Source organism: Pseudomonas japonica, from assembly GCF_013522925.1.
Lineage (GTDB): Bacteria > Pseudomonadota > Gammaproteobacteria > Pseudomonadales > Pseudomonadaceae > Aquipseudomonas > Aquipseudomonas japonica_A.
In genome coordinates this window covers 308,836-326,085 of record NZ_JAAMQU010000005.1, presented here as the reverse complement: position 1 = coordinate 326,085, position 17,250 = coordinate 308,836, and the positions used below count along the sequence as shown (strand labels likewise).

Sequence of the window (17,250 nt, the reverse complement as noted above, 5' to 3'; positions counted from 1 at the left end):
GGCCGGTGATCGGCCTGGCCCGGACCCTATTGGAAGGGCTATCGCGGCACCTTGATCGCGACTTCGCCCAGGTGCCCGCCGCCAGGCCCGAAACTTCGCTCTATTATTTCCCGACGCCCATCCGCGTGTGCGATCACGACGGTGCTCGCCCGGGTGCCATAGCTGGGGCTGGCGATGAATACGCTCGACAGCAAACGCTCGGTCGCCAGGCCCACGCCGGTCTCCGGAAGCTCGGCATCGTGGGCTGGGGCGGGGTCGGCAAGGGCTTCAAGCAGGTTGCCTGAAGGGCCGTCGAGCTGAGCGGCAAAGGCCTTGCGGGCTTTCATAAGCTTGGGCCACGGCGTGTTCAGTGCCGCGTTGGATAGCCCGTACACGCCCTCTGCAAGCGCTTCGGGCACCGGGCTCTCGCTGTTCAGGTAATAGAGCTGCTGGCCATCTCCTAGCAGCAGATTGAAGCCGGCATACTCCCGGGCGCGGCTGCATACCGCTCGGGCGTAGGCATCCAGGGATTGTTCTCCGGTCAAGTAGGCTGCGCACAGATCGCCCCGGGAGCGCTTGCCGGGCATGGCACCGCCCTTGCGAATGTTCGTTACCGCGGCGAATCGCCCGCCAGGCCCCAGGCCCAGCCAGGTGCCTCCCGCCTCCAGATCCCTTCCTGCGAATACTCCTGGCGCGTCAGCCCACTGGGCCAGTGGCGCGGTAGGGCGGGCATAGAACTCGTCCCGGTTGGCAGCAACGACAAGCGGGCGCTCGTGGCCAGGCCGCCACGCAAATACAATCAGGCACATAGGGGGAAGGGTCCTCTTTTTCTGAAACTGTACACGCCAACGAAGGTTCGCTTCCATCGTGATAGCTGGAGCCGACAGGGGTGATCCGGTACCATGCGCCCTCGCTCGAGGGAACTCACATGGAATATGCGCTCTACCTGGCCCTGGGGGCTTGTGCCGGTGTGCTGGCGGGCCTGTTCGGCGTAGGCGGCGGCATCATCATCGTGCCAGTGCTGGTGTTCAGTTTCGGCCTGCAGGGCTTTTCGCCCGATGTGCTGACACACCTGGCGGTAGGTACCTCGCTGGCAACCATCGTCTTTACCTCGTTCAATGCCATCCGTGCTCATCACAAGCGTGGCGCGGTGCGATGGCCCATCTTCGCGTGGATGGCCCTCGGGATTATCCTCGGTAGCGTGCTGGGTGCGAAAACCGCCTCGCTGATCCAGGGCCCGCATTTGCAGAAGATCATCGGCGTGTTCGCGCTGCTGGTGAGCCTGCAGATGGCGATCGACTACAAGCCGAAAGCCAGCCGAGAGGTCCCCGGCAAGGCCGGGCTTACCGTGGCGGGTGTGGTGATCGGTTGGGCGTCGGCGATTTTCGGCATCGGCGGCGGCTCGCTGACGGTGCCCTTCCTCAGTTGGCGCAGTGTGCCCATGCAACAGGCAGTGGCTACCTCGTCGGCCTGCGGCTTGCCGATCGCGCTTTCGGGTGCACTAAGTTTCATCTTGCTGGGCTGGCACGATCCTTTGCTGCCAGCGCATAGTTTCGGGTTCGTTTATGTGCCGGCACTTGTGGGCATTGCCATCACCAGCATGCTGTTCGCCCGTTTCGGCGCGGCGCTGGCGCATCGGCTTTCACCACGGTTGCTCAAGCGGCTGTTTGCTTTGCTGCTGTTCAGTGTCGGCCTGAGTTTTCTGCTTTGATCGAGGAATAAAGATGCTGCCTTACCCGCAGATAGATCCCGTTGCCCTTAGCCTGGGGCCGCTGAAGATTCACTGGTACGGCTTGATGTACCTGGTGGGCATTGGCAGCGCGTGGCTGTTGGCGCCACGCCGGATGAGCCGGTTCGACCCTACCTGGAACCGCGAAAAACTCTCGGACCTGGTGTTCTGGGTCGCGATGGGCGTGATACTCGGCGGCAGGCTGGGTTATGTGTTGTTCTATGACCTGCCTGCCTACATCGCCCATCCCGCGCTCATCTTCGAAGTATGGAAAGGCGGTATGTCCTTCCATGGCGGCTTGATCGGGGTGATGCTGTCCACCTGGTGGTTCGGCAAGCGCAACAACAAGACCTTCTTCCAGCTGATGGATTTCATCGCCCCGTTCGTGCCCTTGGGCCTGGGCGCCGGGCGCATTGGTAACTTCATCAATGCCGAGCTGTGGGGCAAGCCGACCGACGTGCCCTGGGCCATGATCTTCCCGCCGTTCAGTGATCCTGCCCAGCTGCCGCGCCATCCGTCGCAGCTCTACCAGTTCGCGCTGGAAGGTGTGGCGCTGTTCGTTATCCTGTGGCTTTACTCCAGCAAGCCGCGCCCAACCATGGCCGTCTCGGGCATGTTCGCGCTGTGCTACGGCATTTTCCGTTTCCTGGTGGAGTTCGTCCGTGTACCGGACGCCCAGCTCGGCTACCTGGCCTTCGGCTGGCTGACCATGGGGCAAGTGCTGTGCCTGCCCATGATCATCGGCGGCGCGGCCCTGATCTGGTACGCCTACCACCGCGATGCTGCACCGCGGCAGACCGCCTAATTTTGCAGGCGGGGCTTGGGCCCCGCCTGATTCAGGATACTCATGAAGCAATATCTCGATCTCGTCGCCCAGGTGATTCAGCAGGGCACTCGCCAGGCCAACCGCACAGGCGTGGACACCATCAGCCTGCCCGGGGCCATGCTGAAGTTCGACCTCAAGGACGGTTTTCCAGCCATTACCACTCGCAAACTGGCGTTCAAGTCGGCAGTAGGCGAAATGGTGGGGTTCCTTCGAGGTGCCAATAGCGCGGCGGATTTCCGTGCCCTTGGGTGCAAGGTGTGGGACCAGAACGCAAACGAGAACAGCCAGTGGCTGAACAACCCCTTCCGCCAGGGCACCGATGACCTGGGCGAAATCTACGGGGTGCAGTGGCGTAAATGGCCGGCCTACAAGCGGGTGCCCCTGAGCAACGGCGCCGCTATCGAGGCCTGCCTGGCCCAGGGTTATCGCAGCATTGCCGAGGATCAGGAAGGCGGCGAAGCCTTTGTGGTGCTGTACAAGGCCATCGATCAGGTTCGCCAGTGCCTGGACACCATCGTGAACGACCCGGGGAGCCGGCGCATTCTGTTCCATGGCTGGAACTGCGCCCAGCTCGACGAAATGGCCCTGCCGCCGTGCCACTTGCTGTATCAGTTCCACCCCAATGCCCAAACCCGTGAGCTGTCCCTTACGCTTTATATCCGCTCGAACGACCTTGGCCTGGGCACGCCCTTCAACATCACCGAAGGCGCTGCCATGCTGTCGCTGTTCGGCCGCCTCACCGGCTACACGCCGCGCTGGCTGACCTACTTCGTAGGCGATGCCCACGTGTACGTGAACCACCTGGACATGCTCAACGAACAGATGCGCCGCGAGCCCTTGCCCGCGCCGAAGCTGGTCATTTCCGACCGCGTACCCGCCTTCGCCGACACGGGCGTGTATGCGCCGCAATGGCTGGAAAAGATCGAGCCGAGCGATTTTTCACTTGAAGGGTACGAGCACCACCCGCCGCTCACGGCGCCGATGGCGGTGTGAGCGTAGGCCCATACGGGCTCGGTCGGGTCATTGCTGCGCGGTAGAGGTTACTAAATACACGTGCTGCTACCGCGCTGGACCTACGTTTGTAGCAGCCGGGCCACGCTGGCTTGCCCGCGACTGATCCGCTGCCGGACCTGCGGGCCTGTCGGCCCGGTCGCCGCCAAGGCGTGCTGCTACCGTGTTGGGCCTGCGTTTGTAGCAGCCGGGCCGGGCCGGCTTGCCCGCGACTGGTCCGCTGGCGACAGGTCGTGCCCGAAATGGTTGAACGTGAAATCCGGATCTTGGGGTACCTCAATGCCCATGACTACGCCCCACATGGCTCGCTTCCGCTGTTGGCAATTCAACCGCGCCGTTCACTTCCAGCCGTTCGAGAATGCCGCAGTGTGAAGTTGTATCACTGGCGTAGCAGCGCTCGCGCAGGGCAATCAATTGGGCTTCAAGCGCGAGCAGCCCGTTGATCCGGGCTCGCACGTGCGCGATGTGCTCATCTACCAGCGCGTTAACGCTGGCACAGGGCGAACTGGCGTTGTCACGCAGGGCGAGGAGGGCGCGGATTTCGTCGAGCGTCATGTCGAGCGTGCGGCAATTGCGTATGAACGTCAGCCGCTCCACATGGGCGTGGGTGTACTCCCGGTAGTTGCCTTCAGTACGTGAGGGTGCGGGCAGCAGGTTCTCCCGTTCGTAGTACCGGATAGTCTCCACCTGGCAGTCGGTGGCCTTGGCTAACGCGCCGATCTTCATGCTGATCTCCCAACAGTGCTTGACCCTATAGTGGCTACAGGGTGTTGACTAAGCAACAGTCAATATCTGGAGCCGACCATGGACCGTAGTACCGAGCCGCTGCGCGACGCTGCCCACCCCGCGACCTCGCCGTGCACCCATACGGCTGGGCACGACCATGGTCACCACGATCACCACCACGATCACGCAGGCCCACGGGAAAGCCATGTGAGCTTTGATGGCGCCGGGGAAGGGGCCTGGAGCCGTTTTCGCATCGAGGCCATGGACTGTCCCACCGAGCAAACGCTGTTGCAGAAGCGCCTGGGCACGGTCGCCGGTGTGCACGGGCTCGAATTCAACCTGATCAACAGGGTACTGGGCGTTCGCCATTCCCTGCCAGATACGGCGCCAATCGAGGCGGCGATCGCCGAGACAGGCATGACTGCCGTTCCTCTTGCGCAAGCTCAGGCAGAAGAGGCGCAAACCCCTGCCCCCAGCAAGCGCGGCCGCATCACGCTAGTCGCAGGGCTGGTTGCCGCCGCCGCAGCTGAACTGTGCCACTTGTACCAGGCAGGGCCGCCATGGCTGGTTATTGTGCTGGCATTGCTCGCCATCTGCACCAGTGGCCTTGGCACGTATCGCAAGGGCTGGATCGCACTGCGCCAGCTGAACCTGAACATCAATGCGCTGATGAGCATCGCCGTAACCGGTGCCGCGCTCATTGGGCAATGGCCCGAAGCAGCCATGGTCATGGTGCTGTTCGCCATCGCCGAGCGGATCGAAGCACGCTCTCTGGAGCGCGCCCGCAACGCGATTGGCGCGCTGATGCAATTGGCCCCTGCCACTGCCACGGTGCGTGAGGCCGACGGCCAATGGCACTCACGCGAAGTGGCTGCAATCGAAGTCGGCAGCCTGCTGCGTGTCCGGCCTGGAGAGCGTATCGCCCTGGATGGCGAAGTCACGGCGGGGCGCTCGACAGTGAACCAGGCGCCCATCACCGGTGAAAGCCTGCCTGTGGATAAAACCATCGGCGACACGCTATTCGCCGGCACGGTCAATCAGGAAGGGGAGCTTGAGTATCGCGCAACCCAGCTTGCGAGCGACTCGACACTCAGCCGTATCTTGCGGGTTGTGGAGCAGGCCCAGGGCAGCCGTGCGCCAACGCAGCGTTTCGTCGACCGGTTTTCGCGCATCTACACCCCCGCAGTGATCGTGCTGGCCTGCGTCACAGGGCTGGTTCCGCCTTTGCTTGGGCTTGGCACGTGGCTGGAGTGGGCATACCGGGCGCTGGTGCTGCTGGTGGTCGCATGCCCCTGCGCGTTGGTTATATCCACGCCAGTCACTTTGGTCAGCGGGCTCGCGGCGGCAGCACGGCGGGGGATTCTGGTAAAGGGTGGCGCCTACCTGGAAATGGCTCACAGCCTTGAATGGCTGGCCCTTGATAAAACCGGCACCCTTACCCGGGGCCTTCCAGAACTTACGGACGTTCTGCCCTTGCATGGCGATCCATCGCATCTCAAGGCTATTGCGGCAAGCCTGGCCTTGCGGTCCGACCATCCGGTATCGAAGGGGCTGGCCGTTGGCCTGGGGAATGTAGCTGAAATGGGAGTGACGGAATTCCAAGCCTTGCCAGGCCGGGGCAGCCAGGGGCGAATAGGCGAAACGCTGTTCACCTTGGGCAATCACCGGCTGGTTGAAGAACAAGGGCTGTGTGATGAAGCGCTTGAGATCACCCTGGCCGGCCTGGAGCAGCAAGGCAAAAGCGTTGTAGTGCTGTGCGATGCCAGACAACCCCTGGCCGTGTTCGCGGTTGCCGATACATTGCGCGGCACCAGCGCCGCGGCCATTACGCGCCTGCACGATCTGGGTGTGAAAACACTCATGCTCAGTGGGGACAACCAGGCAGCGGCTGCAGCGATCGCGGCTCAGGTTGGCATCGATGAGGCGCGTGGCAACCTGCTGCCCGAGGACAAGCTGCAGGCCATCGAAGCCCTCGCCAGCAAGGGCCATGTGGTGGGCATGGTGGGCGACGGTATCAATGACGCGCCTGCTCTGGCCCGTGCGCACATTGGTTTCGCCATGGGCGCCGCCGGTTCACATACGGCGATCGAGACCGCCGACGTGGCCCTGATGGACGATGATTTGCGCAAGGTCGGCGAATTCATTGCCCTGTCGCGGCGCACACGCCGGCTGTTGATCCAGAACATCGCACTGGCCCTGGGGATCAAGGCTGTGTTCCTGGCCCTTACCTTCCTGGGTATGGCAACGCTGTGGATGGCGGTATTCGCCGACATGGGCGTAAGCCTGCTGGTAGTGTTCAACGGCCTGCGGCTGCTAAGGCCCAATCAGAGTGCATCCGCCAACTCGGCTACCGCATGATCCCGCTCTGCCTGGCTCGATGCGCCTCGCTTGTTGCGCAGGGCCGGGTTCAAGCTGGACCACTCCGGATGTGCGCGGGCTCGCTTGAGCGCGGCGGGCAGGCGGCCCTGACGCCAGTGCTCCGGGTCCTGATCCGGTAGTTGCAACTGTTCCCGAGCCGCATGGCCGCGACGGGCAAGCGCCAATAGCAACGCATGCTGGCGAAGCGCAAGCAGCCGCAGCACCGGGTCGTCCACACTGAGTACCTGCTCGCCTCGCCATTTGCCTATCAGGCGGCCCCCGTAGCCTCTTGCCGTTTGCACCGCTCCACCGGCAATAGCGCCGGCCAGAGCGGCCAGGCCCAGGGTCATGCCGCCGGCCATCAGGTCTACCCCTGCACCCGCCGCGGCGCCTGCCGCCATTCCGCCGCCCAGCTTGATACCCAGCTGGCGCAGCGTTTCGGGGTTGAACAAGTCATCACCCCAGCGGCCGTCCAGCAATGGCAGGCTTGCGGCAGCCGCATCCTGCGGGCGGAAGCCGAACAGCTTCAGCAGGGCGACGACGCACACCTGTTCTCGATCGCGCACCTGCTGGCGAAGCGCTTCGATTTCCGGTTCTTGATTAGCGGGCGGCACCAACCGACGGGCCGCCGCGCAATCGACCAGCAGGTCTGCGACCAACGCACGCCCGGCCTTCAGTCGCCGTGCATGCTGGGCCTGGAGGTCGGCTACAAGGCGCTCCAGTGCCGGCCGTGCTCGCTCGATCAGCAATGCCAGGCTTTCATACAGGCGCTGCTCGCCGTCGTCTGGCGGCGCCACGCTATCAAACGCAACCTGGGCATGTAAGCCGAGCCGAGCAAGGGCAACCTGCCAATCATCGCGGCGCGCATTGGGCGCACTGACGAAATTGAGCACGGGAAGCAGCGGTTTTCCGCAACTGGCCAGGATCTGCAGTTCGTCCCGGTATTTGGCCAGGATAGGCTCACGGGCATCGATCACATACAGGCCGGCATCCGAGGCGCTGAGCTGACGTACAACCTTTGCCTCCTGCTCGAAGCGCTGGCGTGCCTCGGCCGAACCCAGAAAGGCTTCGATACGCCCGGGCCCATCGAGGCGCACTATCCCGCCACCCAAGCGCTCCAGGTATTCAAGCAGGGCCACGGCATCTTCCAGGCCGGGTGTATCGTAAAGCTCCATCAGGGCTTCGCCGTTCACCGACAGGCGTGCGCCTTCCACATGGCGGGTGGTGCCGGGGCGGTCGGAGACTTCGCCGAACGCTACATCGCGGGTAAGCGTGCGCAGCAAGGAGGTTTTACCGACATTCGTGTGCCCTACCACGGCAAGCTTCAATGGATCAGGCATCGGCAGGCTCCAGCCAGCCAGACGGGAAACTGATCTCCCCTGGCAATTTCAGATCATCCAGTGCTTCTTGCCACGCCGCCAACCGTGAGGGGCTGCACGCCTCGCCCGAGGGTGGGGGCATCAACCACACGCGGGTCTCGTGCGCGTTGCGCGCCAGTTCAGAAAGCAGCGCCCGCGTGCCCCGGTCAGGTGAGCGGCGGGGGTCGCACACCAGGAGCAAGCGCTCTGCCGGTTGTGCGGCCAACGCCTCTAGCAAGCGCTGGCGTGACGCCCTGTCATCAAGAATGCCCGCATCGCGCATGAGGGTTCCCGCCACAGGAGGCCAAGGCAAATCGCCATCCAGTTCGATGCCGGCTATTACGCTTCCGCTACCCAGGCTTACCTGCATCGGGGCCGCCGCCACCCAGCCGGGCTCGGCTGGCCGGTCGGTCACGCCCAGCGGCTCGGCAGAGGGCATCAACCGTTCCCGCAAGGCCAGCGCCTCAGGGGTGTCCAGCTCAGGCGCCAGGCGTGCCACACCTCGTCGCCAGCACCCCCAGCAGTTGAGCGCTAGGAGTGCACGCGGCAGCAGGCCGTAACAAATGACCACACCCATCAACCATCCTGCCCAGGCCTGTCGGGCGCCATCGAAGCCGGCCGGGCCGTTGCCGCTGGCGCGGACGAGTTCAGGATCGGGTACGGGAAAGCCCAGCCAGGCTGGAAGGCTTCCAAGCAGCACGGTCAGGTTCACGAAGGCATCGCTGTGCAGCAACGTGGTTTCCCATACGAAATCGTAGCGGCGCGCGGCAAACATCAGCACCAGCGTCGTCAAGGTGGCCAGCATGCAGAGGGACCATAGCCCATTGATTACTGCGCCGAACAACCACCGGTTCAGCCGACCACGATGCAGCATCACCAGCAATGCGCCCCCCAAATGGGCCGCCTTGGCGTCGCGCGCAAGGCACTGGGTAATGCTCAGCCAGGCGCGACCCAGCCAGGAACCCTGATCGCCCCCGGCTACCAGACCCAGCAACCAACCTGCCAACAGCAGCACGTTCAGCCCCAGCAGGCTTCCCGTTGCCCAGAAAACGTTGACCGGCCGGGGCCCGCCAGCAAGGGCTGCGCCTGCCATGCCGATACCGCTGATTACCGCCAAGGCAGCAAGGGCCAGCAAGCCCAGCCGCGCACCGTGTTTCCAATGTTTCAAGGCGCTCACCAAGCCGTCGCGCTCGGCCAGCCAAATGGCGCGCGCCTGCCAACGGCTGGGGAAATCCGCGCCGGCCTGGCGAGCCTGGCGGTTGGCTTCGCTGTCCTCCAGTGGGCCGGTTTCCCGCTCGCGCAGGCTGATGGCCTCGGCCAGCCAAAGGGTGTCCAGTGTATTCACGCACACTCCTGTGAAGAGTTAGGGGCTGAGCATACCCCACCGTGGCTGCTGGAGCCGCATCGCTCTGCTATCCTCGCCGGCATGAAAAAGACCCTTACCCTGAGCCTGATTGCCGCCCATGCCGAGAATGGCGTGATCGGTATCGAAAACCGCATGCCCTGGCACTTGCCAGGGGATTTTCGCTATTTCAAGGCGACCACCTTGGGCAAGCCCATCATCATGGGCCGTAAAACCTGGGACTCGCTCGGCCGGCCATTGCCCGGCCGCTTGAACCTGGTGGTCAGCCGGCAACCCGGGCTGGCCCTCGAAGGCGCCGAGGTGTTTGCGTCCCTGGAGGCGGCCGTTGCCCGTGCGGAATCCTGGGCGAAAGAACAAGGGGGAGACGAGGTGATGCTTATCGGCGGTGCCCAGCTCTATGCGCTGGGGCTGCCATTCGCGGACCGCCTGTACCTGACCCGGGTCGCAGCCTCGCCCAAGGGGGACGCATATTTCCCCTCGTTCGATCAAGCCGGGTGGGTGAAGGTTTCGGATGTGAGCAATCCGGCTGAAGGCGAAGCGCCAGCCTATAGCTTTGAAGTATGGGAACGGGCGGGGAGCTGATCAGGGCGCGGCGAGTGCCGGCCCTGATTGACGCGGGTGTCAGCCGTCGAGCAACGCCTTGTCGCGAACGGCGCCTTTGTCGGCACTGGTGGCTAACAATGCGTAGGCCTTGAGCGCGGTAGTCACCTTGCGCGGGCGAACTTCAGCAGGCTTCCAGCCTTTTTCTTCCTGATCAGTACGCCGCGCGGCCAGCTCGGCGTCGTCCACCAGCAGGTTGATGCTGCGGTTGGGGATGTCGATCAGTACCTTGTCGCCGTCCCGTGCCAGGGCAATGGTGCCCCCGGCGGCAGCTTCAGGCGAGGCGTGACCGATGGAAAGGCCCGAGGTACCCCCGGAGAAGCGGCCATCGGTGAGCAGGGCGCAAGCCTTGCCCAGCCCCTTGGACTTCAAGTACGACGTGGGGTATAGCATTTCCTGCATCCCCGGGCCCCCTTTGGGGCCTTCGTAGCGAATGATCACCACGTCCCCGGCACTGACTTCGTCATTCAGGATGCCACGTACCGCGCTGTCCTGGCTTTCGAAGATCTTCGCCCGCCCTTCGAAGCGATGGATGGACTCGTCCACGCCCGCGGTTTTCACCACGCAGCCGTCCAGGGCAAGGTTGCCGTAGAGTACCGCCAGGCCACCCTCCAGCGAGAACGCGTGGTCGAGGCTGCGGATACAACCTTCTGCACGGTCGTCGTCGAGCGTTTCCCAGCGGGTGCTCTGGCTGAACGCTACCTGGGTAGGAATGCCCGCAGGGCCGGCACGGTAGAACTCCCGCACGGCTTCGTCGGTGGTGAGGGTAATGTCCCACTGCGCGATGGCGTCGGCCATGGTGCGGCTGTGCACCGTCGGTACATCGGTATGCAGCAGTTCGGCGCGCGCCAGCTCGCCAAGGATCCCGAAAATGCCGCCTGCGCGGTGCACATCTTCCATGTGGTACTTGGGGGTGTTGGGCGCCACCTTGCACAGCTGCGGTACCTTGCGGGACAACCGGTCGATGTCGCGCAGGTCGAAGTGCAACTCGGCTTCCTGAGCCGCCGCCAGCAGGTGAAGGATGGTGTTGGTGGAACCGCCCATGGCGATGTCCAGGGTCATCGCGTTTTCGAAGGCCTTGAACGAGGCAATGTTGCGAGGCAGCACTGACTCATCGTTGTCGAGGTAATACCGCTTGGTGATCTCCACGATAGTACGGCCGGCGCGCAGGAACAGCTGCTCCCGGTCGGAGTGCGTCGCCAACACCGAGCCGTTACCGGGCAACGCCAGGCCCAGGGCTTCGGTAAGGCAGTTCATGGAGTTGGCCGTGAACATCCCTGAGCAGGAGCCACAGGTAGGGCAGGCGCTGCGCTCGTATTCGGCAACCTTTTCATCCGAGGCAGAGCTGTCGGCGGCGATCACCATGGCGTCGACCAGGTCAAGGCCGTGGCTTGCCAGTTTGGTCTTGCCGGCTTCCATCGGCCCGCCGGAGACGAACACCACCGGGATGTTCAGGCGCAGGGCAGCCATCAACATGCCGGGGGTGATCTTGTCGCAGTTGGAGATGCAGACGATCGCATCGGCGCAATGCGCATTGACCATGTATTCCACGGAATCAGCGATGATTTCGCGGCTGGGCAGCGAATACAGCATGCCGTCATGGCCCATCGCAATGCCGTCATCCACGGCAATGGTATTGAATTCCTTTGCCACGCCACCTGCGCGCTCGATTTCCCGGGCAACCAGCTGGCCCAGGTCCTTGAGGTGCACGTGGCCAGGCACGAACTGGGTAAAGGAGTTGGCGATGGCGATGATCGGCTTTTTAAAGTCGTCGTCCTTCATCCCCGTGGCGCGCCAGAGGGCGCGGGCGCCGGCCATGTTGCGGCCATGTGTGGATGTTTTCGAGCGGTAGTCAGGCATGGAGCACTCCGGGCGGCAAATCAGGTTTCAGAAAGATCGAGCCTTGTGCGGTTCCGGGCGAGGCGGCCGTTGGGCTGGCCTTCGCGGAAGTGACCATCGGCTTCGCGGGATCGCCGCAAGCTCAGGCCTGGCTCATAAACCCGCCGGGGGATGTTGGCGATGGATAGACCGATTCTACACCGCTGGCGCGATGATGGAACCGGATAGCTGACAGCGGGCGTGATCCTCCAAAAGAGGAAAGCAAGCGTAGGACGTTTCTGAGAAACGTTTCAGCAGCCCACCGTCGGGTGGCCTTCCCGCCATTCGTTTTCTACTATGCCGCCGCCGCATATGCGGTGAACCGAGACCTGCATGAATGGACCCTTCCAGTTCATTGACCTTCAACTGCTCGACACAGGCGTGCCACCGCCTGGTCCGGTGAGCCGAGCGGCATAGTGCCGCGCGTTCTCCGGCCTGCGGCTGCACGCCCGGAGAACTGCCATGACCGATACCGTATTCCCACCTGCCCAGGCCCTTGGCCCTCCCGGCGATGCTGTTGCTGCCAAAGCCCAGCTCGCGGCGGATATTGCCCGCTACCTTGCCCTCATGACACCCACCGCCGCGGTTGAGAGCCTCGGCCAGGTGGACCTCGCCAAGCGTGCGGAGGTGTTTGGCTACCTGCCGCTGGCGCGCCAGGTGGCGCTCACCGCGCTGATGCCCAGGGCACAGCTGGCGCAATTGATGAGCGCCATGTCCGCCGACGAGCGGGCCGACCTCTTCAAGCGGCTCGGCGAGGGCATGCGGCTTCCGCTGCTGGCTGCCCTTGCCCAGGCCAAGCGGGACGATCTGCTCAGGCTATGTGCCCACGAGGAGGGTACAGCCGGGGCTATCATGACCAGCGACTACTGCACCGTAGACGCCGGCATGAGCGTAACCGAGGCCATCACCTCGCTTCGCGAGAGCGCTCCCGATGCCGAAACGATCTATCAGGCCTATGTGGTCGATGCGCAGCGGCGCCTTGTGGGCGTACTGTCGCTTCGCGACCTGGTGCTCGCAAATCCCGAAGCCCGGGTTGCCGATCTCGCCCGGCGGCAGGTCGTCAGCGCCTGGGTCGATACCCCTCAGGAACAGGCCGCCCGGCTGATCAGCGACTATGACCTGCTGGCCCTGCCAGTGCTCAATCACGACAAGGAGCTGGTGGGGATCGTTACCTGTGACGATGCCATGGATGTGATGGTGGTGGAAGCCACCGACGACTTCCACAAGGGCGCTTCCATTGTGACCCGCATTGGTAACCTGCGTGACGCTACCGTTGGGCTGCTGTACCGCAAGCGGGTGCTTTGGCTGGTTCTGCTGGTCTTCGGCAACCTGTTCTCGGGCGCGGGGATCGCAGCCTTCGAGGACGTGATCGCGGCGCATATCGCCCTGGTGTTCTTCCTTCCACTGCTAGTGGACAGCGGCGGCAATGCTGGCGCCCAGTCGGCAACCTTGATGGTGCGTGCGCTTGCAACGGGCGAGGTGGTGCTCCGGGACTGGGTCAAGCTACTCGGGCGTGAATGCATGGTTGCCCTTGCGCTGGGCCTCACCATGGCCGCGGCGGTAGCGTTGCTCGGTGCAATGCGCGGCGGCCCTGCTATCGCCCTGATCGTTGCCTCCAGCATGGTGCTGATCGTGATACTGGGCAGCGTAATTGGTATGAGCCTGCCGTTTTTGCTCAGCCGCTTCCGGCTCGACCCCGCCACGGCCAGCGGACCTTTGATCACCTCGATTGCGGACGCCGCCGGTGTGATGGTGTATTTCGCGATCGCTACTCAAGTGCTGGAGCTGTAGCGGCACCAACTGCGGGGGTTGGTTGCATTGCCGCCGCCCGGCACAGTGCGAAGCCTAGCCCGCTGATCACAAGCCAGGTGGTGGGCAACACCCACCTGGCTTCGATGGCGATCAGGCCGAGCAGAAAGCTGATAACCCCACCACCCATGAACGTCATTGCATTCAAACCCGCCGCGGCACTCCCTGAGCGGCCGGGGAGGGCATTCATGGCCAACGTGGTTGCGGCGGGGCGCATCAAGGTTACGCCGCAGGTCATCAGGCACGCTCCGCCCAGCAGGCTTGCACTGGTAATACTGGTAAACATATGAGCCGCGCCCATGGCGCCTCCGCCTACCGCAATCAGCGCCAGCCCAAGGCGGATCTGGGTAAATTCCATGGCCCGCCGTGCGACAGTTGCCGCGAGCATGCCACCGAGCAGGTAGGCAGCGCCGTAGCACAGCATGATCAGCCCGTAGCGGTTGGCAGGGGTCTGGAGCAGTTCCAGAAAGACCACTGGAGACAACACGATGAAACTGAAATGGGCGACAAAGCCAAGCATGGTGATGGCCGCGGCACAGCTGAAACGCACCGGGTTGGCAGGCGTTGAGTCTCCATTGGTGCTGAAGTTGTGACGTTTGCCGCTGCTCGGCAACGCCTTCGCCGACAGCAGCATGGCCAGGCTTGCGAGCAGTGCAAATACCCAAAAGCTTCCCTGCCATCCGGCGTGGGTTTGTAGAAATACCCCAAACAATGGCGAGATCGAAATAAACACACCGCCGGCGGTGCTGAGCCAGATCCGCTGGCGCGTTCGCTGCTCGGCGTCGAACAAATCCTGTACCAGGGCATGCGCCAGCACGAAACCGCCGCAGCCGATGGCCTGTATGGCGCGCCAGGCATGGAAGGCTGTAGCGGTTTGAGCGTAGGTACACCCGATCGAGCCTGCGATCGCTACCACGAGGCTGGCCAGTAGCAACGGTTTGCGGCCGTACCGGTCCGAAGCCCGGCCGATTACCAGTTGAGCGAGTGCCACCAGCACTGTCAGCAAGCCGATGCTGGCAGTGATCGACTGCGTTTGCGTACCCAGGTGCCGGGCCAGCGCAGGTATGGAGGGCAGGATGACGTCTATGGGGAAGACGCCAAGCATGGACATCAGTAACAGCAGTATGAAAACAGGCTTGATCGCCGCCATAAGGCTCTCGCTATTTCCGAAGCAGTTCTGAGCGTAACTGAAGCGCGGACGAGCAGGTGCGTAGAGTGGCGTAGGAAAGTTCTGGCACAACGGCCGATCTAGCGAAGTCACTGAAGAGAGGCCCTCTCGCCCCACGGCGCCATCACGTGCTTAGGACGACGAATCGTCCACGTCACAAAGGGGGATGGTCGCTGTACGAGGCGAGAGGGCCGGGGCCAGACCCCCAAATCTGAAGGGAAAAGAAAAGCCCCGGATCAGCTGTTAGGCAATAGCCGACAGGTGATGCTCTTGATGTAGCGGGTTTCTGGAATGGCAGGGTGAACCGGGTGGTCTGGGCCCTGGCCACCGCGCTCGAGCAGCTGGATATTACGGTCCAGGTGGCGTGCGCTGGTGAGCAGGATGTTCTGCAGGTCATCCTCGGGCAGGTGCATCGAGCAGGAAGCGCTCACCAGGATGCCGTCCTTGCTCAGCAAGCGCATGGCCTGTTCGTTCAGGCGGCGGTAAGCGCCTTCACCGTTTTTCAGGTCCTTCTTGCGCTTGATGAACGCAGGTGGGTCCGCCACGATCACATCGAAGCGCTCTTCAGCGGCCTTCAGCTCCTTGAGCGCTTCGAACACGTCTCCTTCCACGCAGGTGACCTTTTCGGCGAAACCATTGAGCGCGGCGTTGCGCTCTACCCCATCGAGCGCAAAGGCCGAGGCGTCTACGCAAAATACTTCGCTGGCGCCGAAGGCACCCGCTTGCACACCCCATCCGCCGATATAGCTGAACAGGTCCAGCACCCGCTTGCCTTTGACGTAGGGCGCCAGGCGTGCACGGTTCATGCGGTGGTCGTAGAACCAGCCGGTTTTTTGCCCTTGCATCACCGGGGCCTCGAACTTCACGCCGTTCTCTTCGAGTGCAACCCACTCCGGCACCACGCCGAACACCGTTTCAACGTAGCGCTGCAGGCCCTCGGCATCCCGCGCCGACGAATCATTCTTGAACAGCACGCCGCTGGGCTTGAGCACCTGGATGAGCGCAGCGAGCACGTCGTCCTTGTGAGCTTCCATGGTGGCCGAGGCCAGTTGCACCACGAGCACGTCGCCAAAACGGTCCACGACCAGCCCGGGCAGCAGGTCGGAATCCCCGTACACCAGACGGTAATAGGGCTTGTCGAACAAACGCTCGCGCAGGGACAGGGCCACGTTGAGGCGGTGCACCAGCAGGGACTTGTCCAGGGCCAGGCGCGGGTCCCGCGAGACCAGCCGAGCGCAGATCAGGTTGTTGGGGCTGACCGCCACCACGCCCAGGGGCTTGCCGCCGGCGGCTTCGAGAACCGCCTGGTCGCCAGCCTGAAAGCCGTGCAGTGGCGTTGCGGCAACGTCCACTTCGTTGCTGAACACCCATAGATGACCGGCGCGCAACCGACGGTCGGCGTTGGCTTTGAGGCGAAGGCTGGGCAAAGACATCTAAGTGCTCCGAACAAAAGAGCGCGATTATACCCTGCGCGAAGGTGCCAGGGCCTTCAGCCGATGAAAGCCTTCAGGCGGTTTCCCCAGCCGGGCAGCCAGGCGGTAGAATTGCGCTATCCCGGAGTATGTCCCCCTATGGCGCAAGCGCTAACCCCCGAACAACTCGAGCAAGCCCTTCAAGGCATCAGCGTCCCCCCGCAACCGCAGATCATGGTCGACCTACAGATGGAGCTGTACATGCCGGCCCCGGACCTTCCGGCCATCGCCCGGCTGATCGCCCAGGATCCGGGGCTGGCCGGTGCTGTGTTGAAGGTCGCCAATTCCCCGCTGTTCAGTGCTGGCGAGGCCTTGGCTTCGGTCCATCAGGCAGTCACCGTATTGGGGCCGCAGGCTGTGGTCACCCTCATCAATGCCCAGTCGATCAAGGGCGAGATGGCCGACGAGACCATCGTGACGCTTAACCGCTTCTGGGACGATGCCCAGGATGTCGCCACGGCAAGCGCAGCGCTGGCGCGCCACTTGGGTGCGCCTTCGCAGGATCAGGCGTACGCGCTAGGGCTGTTTCACGACTGTGGCGTGCCGCTGATGCTCAAGCGGTTCCCTGGCTACATGAACGTGCTCGAAGCCGCGTATGCGGGCGCCAGCGATGGCCAGCGGATCGTGGATACGGAAAACCGTGCGTTCAATACCAACCACGCCGTGGTGGGCTACTACACCGCTCGCGCCTGGCGTTTGCCGGTGGAGCTCTGCACGGCGATTGCCAACCATCACAATGTGCTTGCGGTGTTGGACGAAGAGCGCAGCCAGCATACGGCGCTGAAAAACCTGCTGGTGGTGCTGAAAATGGCCGAGCACATAGCGCATTCTCATCAGGTGCTGGGCGGCCAGGCCGAAGATCATGAATGGAACCGCATCGGCGCGCAGGTGCTCGACTACGTGGGGCTCACCGAGTATGAGTTCGACAACCTGCGTGAAACGCTCCGCGAACTGAGTGCCCATTAACCCTTAT

At 63.3% G+C, this 17,250-nt stretch carries 14 protein-coding genes; 7 read left to right on the top strand and 7 right to left on the bottom strand.

Translation table 11 applies throughout. From position 1 onward, the window contains the following. Positions 1 to 38: 38 nt before the first annotated feature. The gene (locus tag G7016_RS10580) at positions 39 to 788 is read right to left on the bottom strand and encodes an NRDE family protein (RefSeq protein ID WP_181113783.1); all 750 of its coding nucleotides are present in this window, start codon (positions 786 to 788) and stop codon (positions 39 to 41) included. A gap of 119 nt (positions 789 to 907) precedes the next feature. On the opposite strand from G7016_RS10580, the gene G7016_RS10575 reads away from it, so the two are divergent. From G7016_RS10575 to G7016_RS10565, 3 genes are read left to right on the top strand one after another with little or no spacing between them, the layout of a single operon-like run. Next, positions 908 to 1,690, top strand: a complete 783-nt coding sequence (locus tag G7016_RS10575) for a sulfite exporter TauE/SafE family protein (RefSeq protein WP_181113781.1) — start codon at positions 908 to 910, stop codon at positions 1,688 to 1,690. Positions 1,691 to 1,703: 13 nt separating this feature from the next. Further along, positions 1,704 to 2,513: a prolipoprotein diacylglyceryl transferase gene (gene lgt, locus G7016_RS10570; RefSeq protein ID WP_181113779.1), complete on the top strand. Its 810-nt coding sequence runs from the start codon at positions 1,704 to 1,706 to the stop codon at positions 2,511 to 2,513. 42 nt (positions 2,514 to 2,555) lie between these two features. After that, entirely contained in the window at positions 2,556 to 3,527 is a 972-nt protein-coding gene (locus G7016_RS10565) for a thymidylate synthase (RefSeq protein ID WP_181113777.1), read from the top strand. A 294-nt stretch (positions 3,528 to 3,821) separates the two neighbouring features. Here the strand turns inward: G7016_RS10565 and cadR are convergent, their stop codons facing one another. After that, a complete protein-coding gene (cadR, locus tag G7016_RS10560; RefSeq protein WP_181113775.1) occupies positions 3,822 to 4,271 on the bottom strand; it encodes a Cd(II)/Pb(II)-responsive transcriptional regulator in 450 nt (149 codons plus the stop codon). 78 nt (positions 4,272 to 4,349) lie between these two features. Between cadR and G7016_RS10555 the strand changes: the two genes are divergently transcribed. Then, positions 4,350 to 6,629 carry a heavy metal translocating P-type ATPase gene (locus G7016_RS10555; protein WP_181113773.1) on the top strand — a complete coding sequence of 760 codons (2,280 nt, stop codon included), beginning with the start codon at positions 4,350 to 4,352 and terminating at the stop codon, positions 6,627 to 6,629. Here G7016_RS10555 and G7016_RS10550 read toward each other — a convergent pair. Next, on the bottom strand, positions 6,596 to 7,969 hold the full coding sequence (locus tag G7016_RS10550; RefSeq protein WP_181113771.1) for a GTPase/DUF3482 domain-containing protein: 1,374 nt from the start codon (positions 7,967 to 7,969) through the stop codon (positions 6,596 to 6,598). The genes G7016_RS10555 and G7016_RS10550 overlap by 34 nt on opposite strands. Beyond that, a complete protein-coding gene (locus G7016_RS10545; RefSeq protein WP_308812155.1) occupies positions 7,962 to 9,332 on the bottom strand; it encodes a DUF2868 domain-containing protein in 1,371 nt (456 codons plus the stop codon). Before G7016_RS10545 ends, G7016_RS10550 begins: the two co-directional genes overlap by 8 nt. Positions 9,333 to 9,413: 81 nt before the next feature. Between G7016_RS10545 and G7016_RS10540 the strand changes: the two genes are divergently transcribed. Continuing rightward, on the top strand, positions 9,414 to 9,932 hold the full coding sequence (locus tag G7016_RS10540; protein WP_181113766.1) for a dihydrofolate reductase: 519 nt from the start codon (positions 9,414 to 9,416) through the stop codon (positions 9,930 to 9,932). 39 nt (positions 9,933 to 9,971) lie between these two features. Here G7016_RS10540 and ilvD read toward each other — a convergent pair whose 3' ends face one another. Beyond that, complete coding sequence (ilvD, locus tag G7016_RS10535) at positions 9,972 to 11,810, bottom strand: dihydroxy-acid dehydratase (protein WP_181113764.1); 1,839 nt, start codon at positions 11,808 to 11,810, stop codon at positions 9,972 to 9,974. A gap of 480 nt (positions 11,811 to 12,290) precedes the next feature. Here ilvD and mgtE point away from each other — a divergent pair, with 480 nt between their 5' ends. Then, the gene (mgtE, locus tag G7016_RS10530; RefSeq protein ID WP_181113762.1) at positions 12,291 to 13,619 is read left to right on the top strand and encodes a magnesium transporter; all 1,329 of its coding nucleotides are present in this window, start codon (positions 12,291 to 12,293) and stop codon (positions 13,617 to 13,619) included. Here the strand turns inward: mgtE and G7016_RS10525 are convergent. Next, positions 13,597 to 14,787, bottom strand: coding sequence for an MFS transporter (locus G7016_RS10525; protein WP_181113760.1), 1,191 nt, complete (start codon positions 14,785 to 14,787; stop codon positions 13,597 to 13,599). The genes mgtE and G7016_RS10525 overlap by 23 nt on opposite strands. A 254-nt stretch (positions 14,788 to 15,041) precedes the next feature. Then, on the bottom strand, positions 15,042 to 16,238 hold the full coding sequence (locus G7016_RS10520) for a class I SAM-dependent rRNA methyltransferase (RefSeq protein WP_181113758.1): 1,197 nt from the start codon (positions 16,236 to 16,238) through the stop codon (positions 15,042 to 15,044). Between the two features lie 138 nt (positions 16,239 to 16,376). Between G7016_RS10520 and G7016_RS10515 the strand changes: the two genes are divergently transcribed. After that, entirely contained in the window at positions 16,377 to 17,243 is an 867-nt protein-coding gene (locus G7016_RS10515; protein ID WP_181113756.1) for an HDOD domain-containing protein, read from the top strand. Positions 17,244 to 17,250: the final 7 nt, after the last annotated feature.